The sequence below is a fragment of the Colwellia sp. BRX8-9 genome (genome assembly GCF_014077245.1).
Classification (GTDB): Bacteria; Pseudomonadota; Gammaproteobacteria; order Enterobacterales; family Alteromonadaceae; genus Colwellia_A.
Window position 1 is genome coordinate 1 of sequence record NZ_JACGVN010000001.1, and the last position, 20,629, is coordinate 20,629.

Consider the following 20,629-nt stretch of genomic DNA (forward strand, 5'->3'; position numbering starts at 1 on the left):
AGTACAAACACTCTTTATACTTGAGTTAAAGTTGGTTGCGGGAGCCAGATTTGAACTGACGACCTTCGGGTTATGAGCCCGACGAGCTACCAGACTGCTCCATCCCGCGTCCGAATGTCCTAATAACTTCTTAGGAAAGCCAAGTTGTTTTAATTCAAACTTAAGAATTTGCTTTTTATACTTAAGCGTAAGTTGGTTATCGGATCCCGTATCTTTCGAGAGGGAACTGACGACCTGCTTTTTATACTTAAGCGTAAGTTGGTTGCGGGAGCCAGATTTGAACTGACGACCTTCGGGTTATGAGCCCGACGAGCTACCAGACTGCTCCATCCCGCGTCCGAATGGTTTAAGTATTCCCATCAAAGGTTACACATAAACAAGCCATAACTGTTTTAATTCTTGTTATTAACGAATGCATTTCAAAAGCCTCAGCCCTTGAAAGCGATGCGTATCTTAAGGATAGTTACATCACATTGCAAGGCGTTTCTTTAACATTTTTACATCTATTAAAAAAAGGCAGTTAATTGCCCTAATTGTAGTCTAAATGGTGGTTTTGTGACCTTTAAGGTCTGTTAATACGGTTATTAAAAATATTTTAAAATATATATCAGTGAATATTGGTGTTTTATGCACGTCTCTATATAAGTAGTTAGCGTCTTTGTTTATAATTGCGGGCATAAATCGGTCTGGAAAACACTCATGCAGCAATTTTTAGCATTAACATCTCCTGGTATAGAAATTTTATTAGCTCAAGAGCTAAAAGATTTAAAAGCATCACAAGTCGTGCAAAAGCCTGAAGGCGTATATTTTACGGCAACAATTGAAGAGGCCTATAAAATCTGTCTCTATTGTCGCTTATCAACGCGAATTTTATTAAAACTTGCTGAAGGTGATGCTGAAAATAAAGATAAACTTTTTGCAACCGCGCAAAGTGTTAATTGGTCTGAACAATTTTCGAGTAACCATACCTTTGCTATCGACTTTGTCGGGTCAAGTGATGAAATCAGAAATACCCAGTTTGGTGCGCTTACGATTAAAGATGCGCTAGTTGATCATTTTCGTGATCAAGGTATGGATAGACCTTCTGTTGACAAAAGTACGCCAGACATCAGTTTTCAAGCGCGTTTGTTAAGAGAAAAGGTTGTTATTTATCTTGATTTCTCTGGTCGTAGTTTATTTAAGCGTGGCTATCGCGAGCACTCGGGTGCTGCGCCATTAAAAGAGCATCTAGCGGCGGCTATTATTACTCGTTCGGGCTGGTTAGATGATACCACTAAACCGCTTGTTGATCCTATGTGTGGTTCTGGCACGATTTTAATTGAAGCTATAATGATGGCCGCAGGTTACGCGCCGGGTATCGACAGAGTAAAATGGGGATTTGATTGTTGGCTTGGTCATCAATTATACCCGTGGCAAGCACAATTAACTCAAGCTAAACAAAAATCACATCTTGGTCTTGAAGAATTAAAAGCAAAAGTTTTTGGTATTGATATTGATAGCCGAGTAATAAATACCGCACAAGTAAATGCTCGTAATGCCGGTGTACAAAAGTTTATTGAATTTTCATGTAAAGATATCAATAATTTAAATAATGGTTTTGGCCACAATGGTACTTTTTTACTTAACCCTCCTTATGGGGAGCGTATTGGTGAATTACCAGAACTTGTTGAAAATTTTGTTTTATTAGGTCGAAAACTAAAAGCACAATTTGTGGACTGGCGTATTGCTATTTTAACAGCGAATGTTGAATTGCTTTCGATGATGAAGCTAGCAAGCCACAAACGCTATAAATTTAAGAATGGTCCATTAGATTGTCAACTTGCTCTTTATAACGTCGATGAAAAACAAGCTTCAGGGCAAAACAATGATGCAGAATTCGAAGATAAAGATTCGGATTTTGGTAATCGCTTATTAAAAAATAAGAAAAATTTAAAAAGCTGGCTGAAAAAAGAAAATATTGAATGTTATCGTTTATACGATGCAGATATTCCAGAATATAATGTCGCGGTTGATGTTTATGGTGAGTATTTGGTTATTCAAGAGTATTCAGCACCTAAAATTATCGAAGAAAGTAAAGTAGCAAAACGTTTGCAAGAAGTTATCTATTTTGCTCCTAAGGTACTCGGTGTTCCTACCGATAAGGTGATATTAAAAACCCGTGCCAAGCAAAAGGGCAGTGACCAATATCAACGTGTTGATCAAAGCAAACAGTCGATGATTATCAACGAACATGGTGCAAAATTAAAAATTAATTTATGGGACTACCTTGATACAGGCTTATTTTTAGATCACCGTAAAACCAGGCAAATTGTTGCACAGAAAGCTAAAAACAAATCATTGCTTAATTTATTTGCGTATACCGGTTCTGTTTCATTGCAAGCCGCACTGCATGGCGCAACAAGTATTACTACTGTTGATATGTCGAATACTTACTTGAACTGGGCACAAGAAAACTTTGCCTTGAATAAATTGTCAGGTCATAAATATCAATTTGTACAAGCCGATTGTTTAACTTGGTTAAAAGAGCATAGGGGCACTTATGATGTTGTTTTTGTTGATCCGCCAACGTTCTCAAATTCTAAGCGTATGGAAGACAGTTTTGATGTGCAAAGCGATCACGTGGCGTTAATTACTGATGCAATGAAATGTGTTGCTGAAAACGGTGAGCTTATTTTCACGAATAATAAGCGAAACTTCAAAATGGACTTTGACGCTGTTGCTGCTTTAAATTTTGAGGTGAAGTCAATTTCAGAGTTAACCCGCGATAAAGATTTTCAGCGTAATAAGCACATCCATAACAGTTGGTTAATTACCCGTAAAAAAGTTACGGCTTAATGAGTGTTTTATTTCACTTATATAGTAGTGCCGGTTGCCACCTTTGTGAGCAAGCTGCAGAGTTAATTGTTGATATAATACCCGATCACCAAATTAAGGTGGTTGATATTATTGATGATGACACCAGTAATGAAAATAATTTAGTAAATTTATACGGTGTTCATATTCCCGTATTAGAGCGCTTGAGTGATAACACATTATTATTCTGGCCTTTCGAACAATCACAAGTAGTAGAGTTGATATAAACCATGGAATTAATCCGAATAGCTCAAGGCGAATTAGCCTTCGGTGAAGACAGTATTTTAGATAAGACAGACTTAACGGTAAAAACGGGCGAACGCGTCTGTCTAGTTGGTAAAAATGGCGCAGGTAAGTCTTCATTAATGAAAGTGTTGATGGGTAAACAGAACCTAGACGATGGTCAAATTTTGATGTCGAGCAACATTAAGTTAGCGATGTTAGAGCAAGATCCACCTGAATCATCTGAAATGAGCGTTTTTGATTATGTTGCTCAAGGTGTTGCTGAAAATGCAGAATTGATTAAGCAATATCACCATATAATTCATATTATTGGTGAAGACCCTTCAGAGAAGAATCTTAATAAATTATCGAACGTTCAACAACAACTTGACCAAGCCAATGCTTGGCAAGATGAACAACGTATCGATAAAGTATTAACCACGCTAGCGCTAGAAGCAGACAAAATGATTTGCGATCTCTCTGGTGGTTGGTTACGTAAACTGGCATTAGCGAAAGCATTAGTCAGCGAGCCTGACGTGCTATTACTTGATGAGCCTACTAACCATTTAGATATTAGTAGTGTGTTGTGGTTAGAGCAATTTCTAAAAGACTTTAAAGGCACTATCATATTTATTAGTCATGATAGAGCATTTATTCGTGGTTTAGCGACCCGTATTTTAGACTTAGACCGTGGTCAGCTTGTTAGCTATCCTGGTAACTATGATCTTTATATCGAACAAAAAGCTCACGACTTAGAAGTTGAGTCCACACAAAATGCGCTTTTTGATAAGCGTCTAGCTGAAGAAGAAGTATGGATAAGACAAGGGGTTAAGGCTCGCAGAACTCGTAACGAAGGCAGAGTTCGTTCACTTGAAAAGTTACGAGTCGAACGCCAAGAACGACGTGAAGTTAAGAAGCAGGGCGATATTAATATATCAACCGGAGATCGCTCAGGTAAGTTAGTCTTTGAGTGTGAAAACTTGCATATGGCGTTTGGTGATAAAACCATATTTAATGGTTTAGATTTACTTATAACGCGTGGCGACCGTTTAGCCCTTATTGGTGCCAACGGCACGGGTAAGTCAACGTTAATCAAATTAATCATGGAACAACAACAACCCACCTCAGGAAAGATGCGTGTTGGTGTTAATTTAGATGTGGCTTATTTTGATCAACATCGCGATGCTTTAGACTTGAGTATGACCGTTCAGGACACCGTTGCCGAAGGTAAGCAAGAAGTCACTGTTAATGGTGTAACACGCCATGTATTGGGATATTTGCAAGATTTCTTATTCAGTCCTAAACGTGCTAGAACTCCTGTACGTGCGCTTTCAGGTGGTGAAAAAAATCGCTTGTTATTAGCACGTCTATTTTTAAGACCCAGCAACTTACTTATTCTCGATGAGCCAACTAACGATCTAGATATAGAAACTTTAGAATTATTAGAAGAAGTCGTTGCAAATTATGCAGGAACCGTTATTTTAGTAAGCCATGATCGAGATTTTGTTAATAATTGTGTAAATAGTTGTCTTTACTTTGACGGCAGTGGTGAAATAACAAATATTGTTGGCGGTTATGATGATGTTGATAGTTATTTAGCATACAAAGCTGAACAGCGTAAGCAGTTAGCTGAAGGTATAAAAGCCCCTGTTAATTCAGTGAGTGAGAGTAAATCTGCAGTTAATGTGCCTACTAAAAAAAAATTATCGTTCAAAGATAATCGTGAATTAGAAGCGCTACCTGGACAGGTCGATGAACTTGAAGCATTAATAAATTCATTGCAAGAACAAGTCAACGACGCTAACTTTTTTGCTCAAGATAGTGATAAAACAAAAAATATATTGAACCAGCTTGAAGAAAGTGAGTCAAAACTCGAAATCGCTTTCGCAAGATGGCAAGAGCTAGATGAATTATAACAAGAAATGAGAGTTAAGTAGTATATGAACAAATTTGTAAAATCTGTATTAGTTTTAGGAATTAGCAGTGCGTTAAGTTTATCAATGGCACAGGCAGCTAAATATGAAGTTATCGATAAAGGTGGCATTGATATAGTTAAATATAGTTATGCTCAGCAAGAAAACAACCAAAATCAAATGGCTATTTCTGGCTCAGATATTTATAATTTTCCCGTTCAATTTCAGTACTTTGATACTAATGATTTTGATAGTATTGTTAGATTTGCCAATTTACAATATGAAGATGTTGATGGCTTAGTCGATATTGAAAACGAAAACGACTTAAGGTTAGGCAATCCAACCGCTAATGATTTAGCTTGGGCTGTCCTGTATTTGACTAGTCAAAACAGCAGTAGCTCAGCTAGGTTTTATCAAAAAATTGGTAATATCTTGGCTATGCGTAACTTAACAGGTAAAGCGGGTGATACTGAAAGCTTTGCTGTATTTGACCAATATTTCCCAGATACCACAACATTGACGCGTTCAACGGTTGATTATGTAAACGGTATTACTAATGATGGCTGGATTTATGGTAACGGCTCAGCTCCATATACTGCATTGCCATTTACGGGCACTGATAATAACCCTGTTGTCTATTGGGTTCGTGATTTTACCTCAAGAGCCTTTTATTCTCCTGATGCAGGCAATACCATTATTGAATTAAAGCCACCGACTGAAGGTGACGATGTTGCCGAGAATCTTCGCTTAGGCGGTGATTCTGCTATTTTAGACATGAGTGAATCTTTATTTGCTGTAGGTTATGCCAGTACGAGTATCGATCAAGAAGCGCTTGATTTTATTTTTGATGAAACGGGTGGCTGTGCAGACCCTGCTATTTTAGCAAATGCTCCGTTCGAAATTTGTATTCAAAATGCAGTGTCGAGTATGTATAACACTGAAGCAATAAAATGGACGCTAAGTTTAGAAGGGGTGACAAAGACTGAGACTTTAGGGCATTTAGTTACACCAAATGTTGATGATACAAGAGAATTCCTTAACTACGCACAGGCTATTAATAATGATGGCGTTGCTGTTGGTTTTGCTCATGGTTGGGTGGATGAGAACGAAACCGAACCAAGCAGAAGTGAACGTCGAAATTTATATGCGGTAGTTTATAAAAATGGTCAAGTGAAAGACTTCACTGATGATCATAGTAAGTTTTTTGATTCTCGTACTTACGGTATTAATAATGCTGGTATTGCTATCGGCCATACTAAAACTGTGGTTAATGGTAATACGCGTACAAAATTCTTTCATGTAGATACCAATGATTTTGATAGTGGTATGCAAATGATAATGCCTGATGACTTTTTCAAGGGCTCATCAAGTACTGCACGTGCTATTAACGAAAATGGTATTATTGTTGGTGAAGGTGAAGTTGAAACACATAACGATCAGCAGTCTCCTCGTCGTAGACATGCTTTTATGTATGAGATTGCCAGTAAGACCTTTACCGATCTCAATGACTTTTTAACTTGTGACTCACAGTACACAATTATCGAAGCGCGAGACATTAACGATAAAAATGAAATATCTGCTTCAGCACTTGTTAAAGCACCTCGCCGTGACGCAAAAGGTGAATTGATGTTTGATTTAGATACTGGCGAGCAGCTTTTAGAAGATGTTGTTCGTGCTGTTACATTGAGACCGTTAGCGGGTGAGATAGATGACTGTTCAGCGGTAGAGAAAAAAATAGAAAGAGAAGGCGCTGGTTTAGGCTTTATCAGTTTATTCGCTCTATTAACCTTTGGCTTTACTCGACGAGTGTTTAAAAAAAGCTAACGATGAGTTTTTAAATATATGATTAGGTCTAGGTTAATTATTAACCTAGACCTTTTTTATGCGACATTGTTATTTATTTCATTTACCTCAAGCAAAAATTATTCAAATGCATATTTCTGAAAAAGAAAGAGACGCGGTTTATAAAACTATCTTTTCACGTCGAGATGTTAGAAGCGATTATATTAACAAACCCATCCCAGAAGATGTTTTAAAGCGAGTATTAACCGCCGCTCATCATGCTCCCAGTGTTGGTTTCATGCAGCCGTGGGACTTTATTGTTATTAATGATAAAGAAACAAAACAAAAAATTAAGCATGGATTTGAGCAAGCAAATTCGGTCTCTGAAAAAATGTTTACTGATGATAAACAACAAAGCTATCAAAAGTTAAAACTTGAAGGGATATTAGAAGCGCCGATAGGAATATGTGTCACATGTGATAGAGAAAGAAATGGCCCAGTTGTCTTAGGAAAAACGATCAAAGCTGAAATGGATTTATACAGCGCGGTTTGCGCTGTACAAAACTTATGGCTTGCCGCAAGAGCAGAAAATTTAGGCGTTGGCTGGGTAAGTATTATCGAAGACGACAAGCTTAGAGATGCTTTGAATATTCCCACAAAAATTGAAATCATTGCTTATTTATGCGTTGGTTATGTCACACATTTCAAAGACAAACCTGAATTAGAAAGTGCAGGGTGGTTACCGAGACGTTCAGTTGATAACGCGATACACTATAATAAGTGGACACCAGAAGTAAACTAACAGACACAACGGAGCATATCATGGCAGAAGAAACTATTTTTTCAAAAATAATCAGACAAGAAATACCAACACCTTTACTCTATCAAGATGAACTCGTGACAGCATTTAGAGACATAACACCACAAGCGAGTACCCATGTCCTTATTATTCCAAATAAATTAATTCCGACGGTTAATGATGTCACTGGCGATGATGAGCTCACTCTAGGGCGTATGATCACTGTTGCTAAAAAAATAGCCAAAGAAGAGGGCATTGCTGAAAATGGCTACCGCCTTATTATTAATTGTAATGAGCATGGCGGCCAAGAGGTTTATCACATCCACATGCACTTAGTCGGTGGGCAACGTTTAGGTAAAATGATAGCGCTTTAAAGCTTTGTATTTATATTGAATACAAATGAGTTGAGTCGCTGAAATGCTACGGTCAACGGTAATGCGTGAATGGCAAAGCTACTTCATAATTATTATAAGATTTTTTATTGGTTATACTGCGTGAATTGGAAAGAATTATTAGAAAATAAGAACCGACTTTTTTGGTTAGTGCATAGCACAAGTTGGTTTGGATTTGCTTTAGTGCATTATTTAGGATCATTATTACATGATCCTCGTGATATTTTTGTCGTGATAATTTTTCTCAATGCTTATGCAGGTTGGCTGTTCACTGTGCCTCTGCGCTACCTATATCGTAGAGTTTGGAATTTTAGTCCGGCAAAAATAGCCGTTGTGGTCATAGTCGCCTCTTATTTGGTTGGCGTACTTTGGCAAGTTGTTAAAAACATTAACCACTGGGAAATATACAAGCACGGTTATCGCCCTGATTTTTGGCTGTACTACACCACTAACAGTGTTTATTCATTTTTTATTATTTTGAGCTGGAGTGGTTTATACTTTGGTACAAAATATTATCAAATGCTGCAAAAAGAAAAACAAAATGTTTTAGAAGCTAACAGTGTCGCTCACCAGGCTCAGCTTAAAATGCTGCGTTATCAGCTCAATCCTCATTTTTTGTTTAATACTCTTAATGCAATCTCTACCCTTATTTTGGTTAATGAAAATAAAATAGCCAATGGTATGGTGACTAAATTAAGTGAGTTTCTTCGTTATTCTCTTGATAAAGATCCGATGAAAAAAGTCACCTTAAATAGTGAGTTGCATGCACTAAAACTTTACCTAGATATAGAAAAAGTTAGATTTGAAGACCGATTATGTGTAGAGTTTATCGCAGCGGATGATTGTAAAAATGCCTTAGTACCCAGTATGATATTACAACCTATTGCTGAAAACTCTATTAAGTATGCTATTGCTTCTCAAGAGAGTGGCGGTACCATTAAAGTTACGGTGACCCGCTTTGCCAATGACTTATTATTAGAACTTGCCGATGATGGTCCTGGCGCTGAAATTAAAAATGGTAATCTTTATCGTGAGAATGGTGTTGGCCTCGCAAATAGCCGAGAAAGATTAGCCGCATTGTACGGTAGTGATTTTTCTTTAGTTGTTGCCAATAATACGCCAAAAGGTGTTAAAGTGAGCATTAGAATGCCCTATGAACTAGAGATAAATACATGACAAAGCTTCTGTCAACAATCATAGTTGATGATGAACCTTTAGCAAGGAAAGGCCTTGCCGTAAGATTAGCGGATCATAAAGACGTTGATATTATTGCGCAATGCCATAATGGTCGTGAAGCACTTGAAGCTGTGCGAGCCTATGAACCTGATTTAATGTTTCTTGATATTCAAATGCCAGGCCTCAATGGTTTTGAAGTCGTGCAAGCTATTATTGAAAGAGGATTAAAGCTACCCATTGTTATTTTTGTCACCGCCTTTGATCAATATGCCTTACAAGCCTTTGAAGTTCACGCACAAGACTATCTGTTAAAGCCTGCTGATGAAAATCGCCTAGCCGAATCTATGGACAAGGTTAGGCAGAGCCTGATCAGCTCAGAAAATGCTGCTCATAAATCTAAACTTATTCAGCTAGTTAGTGATGTTACCGGTAATGATTGTGATAAAATTTTAGCTGAGCTCGCAAATAATCAACCGGTAAGTTTATCCTCTTACTCTGATATCTTGGCTATAAAAGATGCAGGCGAAGTGAGTAGAGTACCAGTTAAAGACATTTTATGGATTGACGCTGCGGGAGACTATATGTGTGTTCATACCCATAGTGCTACACATATATTACGTAAAACCATGAAGCAGCTTGAAGAAATATTAGACCCAAAGCAATTTGTGCGCAGTCATCGCTCAACCATAGTTAATAAAAATTATGTAGATAAGTTTTGTAGCCAACTTAATGGCGAATATTACTTAGTGATGAGTAATGGCAAAGAATTAAAAGTTAGTCGAAGTTACAAAGAAAAAGTTAAACAAGCTGTTGGTATTTAAAGCGTCAAAATTAGTATTTCCAATTGAATTATTTGCTTTACGTCTCTGTTATTAAACAGCGCAGGTTTTTTTAATCCACCTTTTCATTGAACGCTATTCCTTAAGCAGCCTTGTTTTTAATGGCTTTAGTCTTTTGGGTTAACTTTATTATTGTTACTTCACTTGGCATAGTTATTCTTCAAATGTCAGAGGATAAAATTTTAAAATCCCTTTATTGACCTTGGACTTTAGTGCAGTTTTCTTATGATTTTTTTACTCAACAGATAATTAAAGTTCAACTGGGATAAATAACAGTTGGCTTTTATGGCTTTATCGCTTACTTTAAATATCAGTTACTTGCCTATTTATCGGGCGCTATATATCAATTAATGGAGATTACTATGTCTACACCAGTACGAGCATCTGACACACCTTTTGCAGTCGACGTTGAAGAAGGTAAAAAATATTCTTGGTGTTCTTGTGGGGAAAGCCAAAAACAACCCTTTTGTGATGGCTCTCATAAAGGCTCAGAATTCTCACCAGTAAGATATACCGCAACAGAGTCAAAAAAAGTATTTTTTTGTGGCTGTAAACAAACGGCATCTCAGCCGATGTGTGATGGTAGCCATAAAAAAGCCCTAAGCTAAAATTTTTTATCTGCGACTAGGCAAAGACAAACGCTGTTTTGTTTGACCCTAGTTTTATCAGTATTGTCGACAAACCAATTAACAAAGATATTAACCAATTCCCTTCCTTATAATAATATCTTGGTCAATGACCATGCAAATTGCCACCCCCTCTTAGATTATAATATTTTACTTATAACTTGCTTGGGTTACATTAGCCTGATGCATGTGTGATCACCACAGCATCTAACTCACTAACATCAAAAGGGAAGGGGTCATGGTTGTGTTTTTCATGGTGATGAGAACCTTGAAACATACCACATTCAATCAGTATATTTTTGTTATTACCCTGTACCAAATAGCAAGAGCCAGTGACTTCTCTAGTGGCTCCAAAAAATTTAATGTTCATGTTAACTCCCATACCTTTTAATGTGGATAATATTGATATCTGGTTTGTTGATAAGGTTTTAATGAATAGTTAGGTTGTAAAAAAGATACTAAATCAATGAGTTCAGTCACAGTCATTACATCATTAAAGACTTTCATCTTTGATTCACCCTGAGGTGTTCTAAACTGTGGTGAATGTAAATTTGAAAATTTATGGGATGGATTAATAATAGAGGTAACCAATTCAGCATAAGTGACTATTTTAGTTTTTTTACCACCCAGGGAAATTGAAAGGGTTTGCTGCTTTGCAATACTATCATCATTAACACCATCGAGTGTGTGGCAGGCTAAACATTGATATTTTAAGAAAGCTATTTTACCTGCTTCAATATTCCCTGTAGGCAGACTAAATCCTCTTGGTGAGTCAATTCCGTTATCACAACTGAACAGTGTTAATGACATAACGACAAGTAAACTCAATAGAAAGTATTTCATTATTATTCCTTAATCATTTTTAGGTTGAATTATTAGCCAGCTAGTTAACACTCTGCGCTATATGAAGATAATAGAGAATCAATTCTTGCCCATTAATAATGACAAATGAAATAAAAATTTCTAATCATATCAAGGGTCATTCATTAAATAGCAGAATAAATTAAACAGATACCTAAGCAAAGGTAGAGGTAGTAGCTTCTACTAATCGATTGATTTTTAGTCTAGTTACTGTTGATAAAGAGCGCTAGTTTATCTGAATCAAGGTTGATACAGATCAATCAGCTTGTCGTTAGTTAAGATCTCATTGATAAGCAGAGAGTAAGTTTTGACGTTGTTTATCATAGCTTAAGCAATGCAATTTATGACTTTAGATCACTTCATTAAATAATGTGTGGCAACGCACAGACGCTTTGTGGATATGAATTTATGATGACTTATGGATAAACATGCACTTTATCGATAGGGGAATTATTAAAATTTTCCTTCTTGTTTTAATCAAATACTGCAGTTCATGCCTGTTAACATTATAAGGTTTTTAGCCAGTGTGGCTGCACACAGGAGCAACAAATGAAACGTATTTATTTTCTAGCCCCCGATGTTAAGGTTACATGTGAATTGGTAAACTTGTTTCGTGCTGATGGCATTAACGACAGTCAAATGCATCTAATAGCAAACGATAAAATCGATTTAAGCGAACTCCCCAAAGCGGATGCATTGGATGATTCAGACTTGTACCCAGCGATCAAACGGGGTGTTATTGCTGGTGGAACTACTGGATTATTGGCAGGTCTGGCGGTTATAACCCTTCCGGCTACGGGTTTAGCCCTTGGTGGTGCCGCTATTTTAGGTTTTACCGTTGCGGGTGCGAGTTTTGGTGCTTGGGTCTCAGGTATGGTAGGCGCTGGTTTAAGTGATCAGGAGAAGGTTGCATGCGAAACTGCAATTAGTAATGGCGAAGTGCTGATGATGTTGGATGTTCCAGCTGATCACCAGATTGAGGTATATCACGATAAAGTAGCCAGTGTTTGTCCGCTGGTTGAGATTCGTCAAACAGAAATTACTGTCCCACCACTTTAGCCCTCCTTTTAAATAGAGACCTTGCCTGCACAAGTGCGTCAGTAATTATCTACTACTGGCCACATCAAGGGTTAACGTAAGCACTTATAAAAAAAAATCACCATTTGAATTTTTCAGATTCAATGGAAAGTTATCTAATAAATCCAAGCTGTGAAAACGTTATTTCGACACTCAACTTCAATCAAAATTCAATATTTGTGATGATGTTCTATCTATCACCGGCTGTATTAACTGAAATGATTTATGACGACTACGTGTGGTATCGAACAGAAAACTAATATTATTTATCGTAGAATTTTCTGATGATCCTGACTAGGAAATTACAAAGTGTGTCTATCCAAAAACAAATAATATAATACGATTTATTTAATTAAAGTTATATTTTACAGTTTGATAGGATGGGGCAGTCATTAATTATAAAGTTAAAACCTATTTTTCGAAGGTTAGTTAATAAAGAGAGGAGCCTATGACGCCAGATAATAACAACGCTAAAAAGCCCAAATCAGAGCTACCTGATCTAAGCAAAGTAGTCGGTAAATTTTTTCAAAAGTATCAAGAATTACTGCCAACGAGTAGTGGCAAAAAACCTGGATGGATTATCCTTGCAGTTATATTACTCACTGGTGGTATTTATACCGCGGTATACACAGTTCCTAGCGATTCTGTAGCCGTTGTACTGAGATTTGGTAAGTTTGAAGCTATTTTCCCCGCGGGTTTACATTTCAAATTACCTTTAGGTATAGAGCAAGTGAACATAGTGCCAACAAAGCGGCAGTTGAAGCAAGAGTTTGGCTTTTCAACGCCTGGTGCTAAAGACCCTGACCAAAATATCTCCATAAACAACTCGTTCAATGATTCTTTAAACAATATAGGCCGTAGTGCTCGTGAGCGTGACTTAGCCGTAGCAAGTAATCAAGTGGGTGAAACGCAAATGGTGACGGGGGATTTGAACACTGCACTGGTGGAATGGGTTATTCAGTATCGAATTGCTGATCCCAAAAATTACTTATTTGAAGTACGTGATCCAGCAGGTACGTTACGCTATGTTTCTGAATCAGTGATGCGTGAAGTGGTAGGTGATAGAACTGTTGACGAAGTGATCACTATTGGCCGCCAAGAAATTGAAGTTGAAGCACTTAAAAAAATGCAGGCTTTGGCAACTAAATATGTAATGGGCATTAGTATCGACCAAGTTCAATTAAAGAATATTAATCCGCCAAAGCCCGTTCAAGCGTCATTTAATGAGGTAAATCAGGCTCAACAAGAAAAGGAAAAGCTGATTAATGAAGCGCGCCGAGATTACAATCGTATTATCCCATTGGCAGAAGGCGAGCGAGATCAACGTATTCGCGAAGCAGATGGCTATAGAATAAAACGAATTAATGAAGCAGAAGGTGATGTATTACGTTTTAATGCACTATATGACCAATTTAAATTGGCGCCAGAGGTCACGCGCAGGCGCATTTACGTGGAGACCATGCAAAAAGTAATGCCATCCATAAGCAATAAAATTATCATCGATAGTGGCACAATAGATGTCTTACCTTTGCTTGATTTAACATCTATTGAAGGGAGAAAACCATGAAACGTTATTTAAGCTTATTCACGAGTATTTTGCTATTCGTTATTATTACCTTACTTTATGGCGCCTTTTATACCGTAAATGAAGTCGAACAAGTCATTATTACGCAATTTGGTCGTCCCGTGGGGGAGCCGGTTGTTGATGCTGGTATTAAGTTTAAATTACCTTATATTCAGCAGGTTAATTCGATTGATAAACGTGTGTTGGAATGGGAAGGTACACCTTCAGATATGCCGACAAAGGACAAGTTATATATTTCTGTTAGCTTATATGCACGCTGGCAGATAACCGACCCATTGCCGTATTTTTTACGTCTGGGTGATGAACGCAGTGCGCAATCGAGATTAGATGATATTTTTGGTAGTGAGACACGAAATGCGGTAGCAACACATAAGCTAATTGAAATTATTCGGACCACGAAAGGCCGTCAACCTCTGCGTGACCCATTGTTAACTGATGCAGAAAAAGCATTAGATATGGGCAGTTTAGTACCTATCCATAAAGGTAGGAAACTTGTCGAACAAGACATATTTAACGCCGCGGCAGAAAAGGTTAAGGTGTTTGGTATTGAACTATTAGATATTCGTTTTAAGCGCATTAATTATAATGAAAGTGTACGACCTAAAATTTATGAGCGGATGATCAGTGAACGTCGCCAAATTGCCGAAAGGTTCTTATCTGAAGGCAAAGGTGAGGCAGCTAGAATATTAGGCAACCGCGAACGTGATTTAAATAAAATTCAATCAGAAGCTTATCGTCAAGTTGTAGAAATTCGCGGTAAAGCCGATGCTAAAGCCGCTGGAATTTATTCTACCGCACATAGCCAAAGCCAAGAATCTATTGAATTTTATGCTTTTACACGAACCTTACAAGCCTATGAGCTTGCTATTGGCGAAGATACGACATTAGTACTGTCGACTAACAGTGACTTATTTAAATATTTACACAATGCCAACCCCCCAAAAAATATCATCGAAAAGTAAGCGCTACATTGATATTTTAAATAGCATCAATACGAATAAGTCTACATATAAAAACTGCTTTACTGGTACTCCTAATTTGCATCGTTAGATGCTAGGAGTAGCGGTGACTATCATAAAGAATAATTAACGGAGTGTTATCATGGGATCTCATCATACGAATCAAAATAAACACGCTACCGTGAACTTCTCTGCTTTGAAAACCGCAATAGGAAATGGCGAAGCGTTATTAATAAAAAACTTACTAGCAAATCAATCCATGCAAGATCTTGAAAAAAAATACCTCATTAATTTAGCCTATATAAACAACAACCCCAGTATTATAGAACTACTCGAAGGTATTCCTGTTAAGGAATAGGCCATTAGTATCGTTAATATTGACTAGGGTTCAGGCATTTACATTTAAAATCTAAAGTTGAATGTTAACCTCTACAACAATGAATAATAAACAGGTCAACAATATGACCTGTTTATACATTATGCTAAAAAATTTACCCTTCAAAATTAATTAAGAAGGGTAACAACATTAGTCTGTCGACGCTAAATTTCGTAGCACATAATGTAATATGCCACCATGTTGGTAGTATTTGAATTCGTTGGGTGTATCAATACGAATTTTTACTTCAAAGGAACGTTCATTACCCTCTTCATTTTTAACAGATACTGTCACCGTTTTCTGCCCAATACTCACGGCAGGAATACTGAATTGCTCTTCACCTGTTAGTTTTATTGACTCGGCATTATCATCTGGCATAAATTGCAATGGTAATATCCCCATGCCGACTAAATTAGAGCGATGAATACGTTCGTAACTCTGTGCAATAACCGCTTTAACGCCCAATAAAGCTGGCCCTTTGGCGGCCCAATCACGAGAACTGCCCGTACCATACTCTTTTCCAGCTAAAACAATCGAAGCAATGTTTTGTTGTTGATATTGCATCGCCGCATCAAAAACACTCATTTTTTCACCCGATGGCATCAGTGTCGTCCAACAGCCCTCAGTGCCGGGTGCTAATAAATTTCGTAAACGAACATTGGCAAAAGTACCGCGCATCATCACTTCATGATTACCGCGTCTAGAGCCATAAGAATTAAAGTCTTTGGGTGAGACGCCTTCACTTTTTAAATACTCAGCCGCGGGGCTATCTAGCGCAATCGAACCGGCAGGAGATATATGGTCAGTAGTGACACTATCACCCAGTTTTAATAAACATCGAGCATTTTTAATTGGGTTAATAGTTGGTATTTTTGCGCTAATATTATTAAAAAATGGTGGCAATTTAACGTAGGTAGAAGCTGGCCAATCATATTTTTGGCTTTGTACTATATCCAGCGCTTGCCAGTCTTTATTACCGCTATAAACATCTTCATATCGGGAAATAAACATTGAACTGTCGATAACTTTTTCGATAACTTGTTTAATTTCCTGACTATCTGGCCAGATGTCATGTAAATAAACCGGTTTACCTGTAGGGTCATCACCTAGTGAGCCCGTGGTAATATCTATCTTCATATTACCCGCTAAAGCATAAGCAACGACCAAAGGAGGAGAGGCTAAATAATTAGCTTGGACTTCTGGATGAATACGACCTTCAAAGTTACGGTTACCCGATAAAACAGAGGTAACAGATAAATCGCCTTGATGAATAGCGTCGCTAATTTCGGTAGGTAAAGGGCCGGAGTTACCAATACAGGTAGTACATCCGTATCCGACTAACTGAAAACCAAGGGCATCTAAATCTTCATTTAAGCCAGATTTAAGCAGATAATCAGTGACCACTTGTGAACCAGGTGCAAAACTGGTTTTTACCCAAGGTTTAACCGTTAATCCTCGCAACCGGGCATTTCTGGCTAATAGTCCAGCGGCAATTAATACCGATGGATTTGAGGTATTAGTGCAACTGGTAATTGCCGCTATAACGACGGATCCGTGTTTTAATACAAAGTCTTCATCAGCATACTGACAGGGAACGCCTGAATCTTCATTACTAGCAGGTAATAGTACCGAAGGTTGTCCGCCTTCACTTTCAAAGCCACTTTCACTATCGCTCGAGACTGCTTGTTTTATACCGTGTTGTAAAGCTAACCAGTCACGATACGCCAGACCGGCACGGTCAAGTGAAATTCTGTCTTGAGGACGTTTAGGACCAGCAATAGAAGGCACTACTTCATCTAGTTTTAATGATAATCGGCTATGATAAACAGCATGCTGTTGAGATTGCGTTCCCCACATATCCATCGTTTTTAAATAGGACTCTACGCGTTCAATGTGGTCACTGTCACGCCCGGTTAATTGCAGATAATCGGTAGTTTGATGATCGATGGGGAAAATTCCACACGTTGCCCCATATTCTGGCGCCATATTGGCTATGGTCGCTCGGTCGGCCAAGGTCAGCTCATTCACCCCAGAACCAAAGAACTCGACAAACTTACCAACCACACCTGCAGCACGTAATTGTTCGGTTACCGTTAAGACTAAGTCAGTCGCTGTAGTTCCTGCAGGTAATTTCCCCGTTAATTCAAAACCAACAATCTCAGGTATTAACATGGTCACGGGTTGTCCCAGCATCGCCGCTTCAGCTTCGATACCGCCGACTCCCCAACCTAACACACCTAAGCCATTAATCATGGTGGTATGTGAATCGGTGCCAACCAAGGTATCAGGGTAAAGTAAATTATTCTCGTCGGGCTTTTTGAATACTACGCGGGCTAAATATTCGAGATTTACCTGATGTACAATACCACGGCCCGGTGGTACCACTTTAAAATTATCAAAACTTTGCTGACCCCAACGTAAAAACTGATAACGTTCGCGATTACGCTGAAACTCAATTGCGGTGTTTTTTTCCATCGCATCAGCTTGACCAAACACATCGACCATAACTGAATGGTCGATGACCAATTCGACTGGATTTAATGGGTTTATTTTTTCGGCTTTTCCACCCATTTTGACTATCGCATCTCGCATAGCCGCTAAATCAACTACGGCGGGTACCCCAGTAAAGTCTTGCAAAATTACGCGAGCAGGTACAAAGGCAATTTCAGTATCCTGCCAGTTGTCTACATCCCAATTGGCTAAGGTTTCAATATCCCCTTGTTGGACAAAATCACTATCTGCATGTCGTAATAAGTTTTCTAAAAGGATTTTAGCGGCAAAAGGCAAACGTGAAAGGTCATACTTATCCGCTAAACCATCAAAACTGTGGTAGTGGCAAATTTCACCATTAATTTCAAGTTGCTTCAAACGTTGTATAGAGTTGGCCATTGTCGTTATCTCCATTAAAAGTATTAATCTGATTGGTATACGCATAATGATAAACGTAGTTAATATACCCTAGCATACATGGACGAAAACATAATGTGGCAGCCAAAATAAAGGGCTGGTAACATGTATAGTTATATAACAATCAGTAGGGTGTTTATTACAAATGAGACTCGAGTCAAATAATTTATCATGATAAGTCGATTTGATAAGACAGGATAAATTAGTGATACGACCCTCGATAAAAACCTGTTATGGAAAGGTAAGTCTTGCTGCAACCGATAGATAATTAACGATATTATATTAATTACCGACTTAATTGATTGGCTCGTTCACAGCAGGTTCGTTACCATCATAATATTCAAAGCAATATATTTATTGCTTAAATCAATGCTTATTGCTCTTTATAGCGCACTGCCAACACATCACATTTTGCGCCGTGTAAAATGGCATTTGCGGTAGAGCCTAATAATAACCGTAAACCATGTACCCCATGGCTACCGGTTATAATTAAATCGACATTTTCGTGCTCTGCGAAAGCCAATATTTCTTCGCTAATATATCCGACCGATATACACAAGTGTTGTTCGGTGATATTTAGCCTTTTAGCTAATGGTTGAAGTATCTCTTTGGCTTGTTCTTTTCGTTTTTCTGTATTACCAAAACTGCCAACTGGGTCTGGACTCGGAACAACACCGAGTGCTCCACCATAATTAGGTATCGGCTCTACCACATGAATAATACTGAGTTTAGCGTCGGTGAACTGTTGTAATTGAGCGACTTTATCTTCAATATAGTTTTTTGAATCATGAAGTTCTGTGGCAAATAAAATATGTTTATACATAACGTTTTCCTCAATTAAATGATAAGGGTTTTATTGGTGGCTGGCAAAGCATTAACTTGTTGTTTTACCTGTTTTAAAGGGTGCTACTTCTTTTACTGAAGTAAAACTTTTATGGTCTTGTCCATTCCATTAATGAATAAAATTTTATAACGCTAAGCTCTAAATACTACCTTGTACTTTACGTAAAGATATATCTGTACGCTGTCACACATAACCTAATAATTATCGTACTATTTTTTATGCGAAAGCCACTAGAGCAGTAGGCTATTTCTTCGTTAGACTTTACCGTAGTGGAAAGTTTAAGTTTTTGTCTTTAAATGTTATTGTTGTTTTTTATGTTGTTATATCTGAATGTAAGCGCATCTACTTTAGGTGGTCTAAATGTCGATTAGTGCGATATATACTTTAATTACCTAAAATAAAAATGATCATCTAAAAAGAGTGTTGTGTACGGTATCGAACCGAACAGCGAGATTGTTTTTGTTAAGGTATAATAATATCTAGTAGCTTGATTTAATTCTTAAGAAGGGACGACTCACGATGCAAAAAATAATCGACACTCAAATTACCCCCTTACAAAATAACTTACTAGCTGTCTTGCCTGATGAAGTAAAAGAACGACTTTTTCCTTTTGTTGAATTAGTAAAGCTAGAGTTAGGCGAGGTGATGTACGAAGCCGGTGATAAGCTCGCTAATGTATACTTTCCCGTTGACTCTATTGTTTCTTTATTATACGTAATGGAGAGTGGCGCTTCGGCAGAAATTTCTGTGGTCGGTAACGAAGGCGTTGTTGGTATTGCGTTGTTTATGGGCGGAGAAAGTACATCTAGCCGAGCTGTGGTTCAAAGTGCAGGTTATGCTTATCGGCTTAAAGGAAAACGCTTAACCGAAGAATTCCATCGACATGGAAAATTGTTAGGAGTAATGCTTCGTTATACCCAATCCCTTATTACTCAAATGTCACAGACTGCAGTATGTAATCGCCACCATACGATTGATCAGCAATTATGCCGTTTTCTTTTACTGTCGCTTGACCGTTTACCCGATAATACCCTAGTGATGACTCAGGAACTTATTGGTAATATGTTAGGGGTTCGCCGAGAAGGTGTGACCGAAGCTGCGGGAAAACTGCAGAAGTTGGGTGTCATTGATTATCATCGCGGTCATATTACCGTATTAAATAGGCAGAAACTTGAAAGCTTAAGTTGTGAATGCTACGCGGTTGTAAAAAAAGAAACCGACCGATTGCTCCCTCATGAAAACGAAAAAGTTTATTATCAATCAAAAAACGTTATTAATCTTTAATCAAGGTTATTTGTTTTAATGAGTAATACTGTCTTTTATCTTTATAAATTGATGATTTTTATCAGTATTAAAGCTCAGTTTTTAATCAGCTTAGATATTTAGCACAATATCAGCTATTGCGCTAAATAAGGCTG

18 protein-coding genes and 2 tRNA genes are annotated in these 20,629 nt (G+C 37.8%); 14 read left to right on the plus strand and 6 right to left on the minus strand.

Going from position 1 to position 20,629, the window contains the following annotated elements; genetic code table 11:
• Window positions 1-32: 32 nt before the first annotated feature.
• Both H4J70_RS00005 and H4J70_RS00010 read right to left on the minus strand, forming a co-directional pair.
• Window positions 33-109, minus strand: a tRNA-Met gene (locus tag H4J70_RS00005).
• 150 nt (window positions 110-259) lie between these two features.
• Window positions 260-336 (minus strand) — tRNA-Met (locus tag H4J70_RS00010).
• A gap of 363 nt (window positions 337-699) precedes the next feature.
• Between H4J70_RS00010 and rlmKL the strand changes: the two genes are divergently transcribed.
• From rlmKL to H4J70_RS00055, 9 genes are all read left to right on the plus strand, one after another.
• Complete coding sequence (rlmKL, locus tag H4J70_RS00015; protein ID WP_182221907.1) at window positions 700-2,835, plus strand: bifunctional 23S rRNA (guanine(2069)-N(7))-methyltransferase RlmK/23S rRNA (guanine(2445)-N(2))-methyltransferase RlmL; 2,136 nt, start codon at window positions 700-702, stop codon at window positions 2,833-2,835.
• Window positions 2,835-3,080 carry a glutaredoxin family protein gene (locus tag H4J70_RS00020; RefSeq protein ID WP_182243499.1) on the plus strand — a complete coding sequence of 82 codons (246 nt, stop codon included), beginning with the start codon at window positions 2,835-2,837 and terminating at the stop codon, window positions 3,078-3,080. The genes rlmKL and H4J70_RS00020 overlap by 1 nt, the downstream gene beginning before the upstream one ends.
• Before the next feature lie 3 nt (window positions 3,081-3,083).
• Window positions 3,084-4,991, plus strand: coding sequence for an ABC transporter ATP-binding protein (locus H4J70_RS00025; RefSeq protein ID WP_182215263.1), 1,908 nt, complete (start codon window positions 3,084-3,086; stop codon window positions 4,989-4,991).
• 24 nt (window positions 4,992-5,015) lie between these two features.
• Complete coding sequence (locus H4J70_RS00030) at window positions 5,016-6,812, plus strand: DUF3466 family protein (RefSeq protein WP_182250445.1); 1,797 nt, start codon at window positions 5,016-5,018, stop codon at window positions 6,810-6,812.
• Window positions 6,813-6,918: 106 nt separating this feature from the next.
• Window positions 6,919-7,572, plus strand: a complete 654-nt coding sequence (bluB, locus tag H4J70_RS00035) for a 5,6-dimethylbenzimidazole synthase (protein ID WP_182250534.1) — start codon at window positions 6,919-6,921, stop codon at window positions 7,570-7,572.
• A 20-nt stretch (window positions 7,573-7,592) separates the two neighbouring features.
• Window positions 7,593-7,943, plus strand: a complete 351-nt coding sequence (gene hinT, locus H4J70_RS00040; RefSeq protein WP_182250446.1) for a purine nucleoside phosphoramidase — start codon at window positions 7,593-7,595, stop codon at window positions 7,941-7,943.
• Window positions 7,944-8,063: 120 nt separating this feature from the next.
• Window positions 8,064-9,137, plus strand: a complete 1,074-nt coding sequence (locus H4J70_RS00045) for a sensor histidine kinase (protein ID WP_070376930.1) — start codon at window positions 8,064-8,066, stop codon at window positions 9,135-9,137.
• Window positions 9,134-9,958, plus strand: coding sequence for a LytTR family DNA-binding domain-containing protein (locus H4J70_RS00050; protein WP_182250447.1), 825 nt, complete (start codon window positions 9,134-9,136; stop codon window positions 9,956-9,958). The genes H4J70_RS00045 and H4J70_RS00050 overlap by 4 nt, the downstream gene beginning before the upstream one ends.
• 380 nt (window positions 9,959-10,338) lie before the next feature.
• Entirely contained in the window at window positions 10,339-10,584 is a 246-nt protein-coding gene (locus tag H4J70_RS00055; RefSeq protein WP_070373520.1) for a CDGSH iron-sulfur domain-containing protein, read from the plus strand.
• A gap of 193 nt (window positions 10,585-10,777) precedes the next feature.
• On the opposite strand, the gene H4J70_RS00060 is transcribed toward H4J70_RS00055, so the two are convergent.
• Entirely contained in the window at window positions 10,778-10,972 is a 195-nt protein-coding gene (locus H4J70_RS00060; RefSeq protein ID WP_220466035.1) for an MBL fold metallo-hydrolase, read from the minus strand.
• Between the two features lie 17 nt (window positions 10,973-10,989).
• Window positions 10,990-11,445 carry a cytochrome C gene (locus tag H4J70_RS00065; protein WP_182250448.1) on the minus strand — a complete coding sequence of 152 codons (456 nt, stop codon included), beginning with the start codon at window positions 11,443-11,445 and terminating at the stop codon, window positions 10,990-10,992.
• A 567-nt stretch (window positions 11,446-12,012) separates the two neighbouring features.
• On the opposite strand from H4J70_RS00065, the gene H4J70_RS00070 reads away from it, so the two are divergent.
• The 4 genes from H4J70_RS00070 (at window position 12,013) to H4J70_RS00085 (ending at window position 15,442) form a co-directional block, all read left to right on the plus strand.
• The gene (locus H4J70_RS00070) at window positions 12,013-12,522 is read left to right on the plus strand and encodes a DUF1269 domain-containing protein (RefSeq protein WP_182215252.1); all 510 of its coding nucleotides are present in this window, start codon (window positions 12,013-12,015) and stop codon (window positions 12,520-12,522) included.
• Window positions 12,523-12,988: 466 nt separating this feature from the next.
• Window positions 12,989-14,107 (plus strand): FtsH protease activity modulator HflK, encoded by a 1,119-nt coding sequence (hflK, locus tag H4J70_RS00075; protein WP_182215250.1) that lies wholly within the window; start codon window positions 12,989-12,991, stop codon window positions 14,105-14,107.
• Entirely contained in the window at window positions 14,104-15,087 is a 984-nt protein-coding gene (hflC, locus tag H4J70_RS00080) for a protease modulator HflC (RefSeq protein WP_070373525.1), read from the plus strand. The genes hflK and hflC overlap by 4 nt, the downstream gene beginning before the upstream one ends.
• Window positions 15,088-15,226: 139 nt before the next feature.
• Window positions 15,227-15,442 carry a hypothetical protein gene (locus H4J70_RS00085; RefSeq protein ID WP_182215249.1) on the plus strand — a complete coding sequence of 72 codons (216 nt, stop codon included), beginning with the start codon at window positions 15,227-15,229 and terminating at the stop codon, window positions 15,440-15,442.
• A gap of 168 nt (window positions 15,443-15,610) precedes the next feature.
• Here H4J70_RS00085 and acnA read toward each other — a convergent pair whose 3' ends face one another.
• Window positions 15,611-18,349, minus strand: a complete 2,739-nt coding sequence (gene acnA / locus H4J70_RS00090) for an aconitate hydratase AcnA (RefSeq protein WP_182250449.1) — start codon at window positions 18,347-18,349, stop codon at window positions 15,611-15,613.
• Window positions 18,350-18,740: 391 nt separating this feature from the next.
• Window positions 18,741-19,190 (minus strand): universal stress protein, encoded by a 450-nt coding sequence (locus tag H4J70_RS00095; protein ID WP_182215246.1) that lies wholly within the window; start codon window positions 19,188-19,190, stop codon window positions 18,741-18,743.
• Between the two features lie 540 nt (window positions 19,191-19,730).
• Between H4J70_RS00095 and H4J70_RS00100 the strand changes: the two genes are divergently transcribed.
• Window positions 19,731-20,495 carry a Crp/Fnr family transcriptional regulator gene (locus tag H4J70_RS00100; RefSeq protein WP_182215244.1) on the plus strand — a complete coding sequence of 255 codons (765 nt, stop codon included), beginning with the start codon at window positions 19,731-19,733 and terminating at the stop codon, window positions 20,493-20,495.
• Window positions 20,496-20,629: the final 134 nt, after the last annotated feature.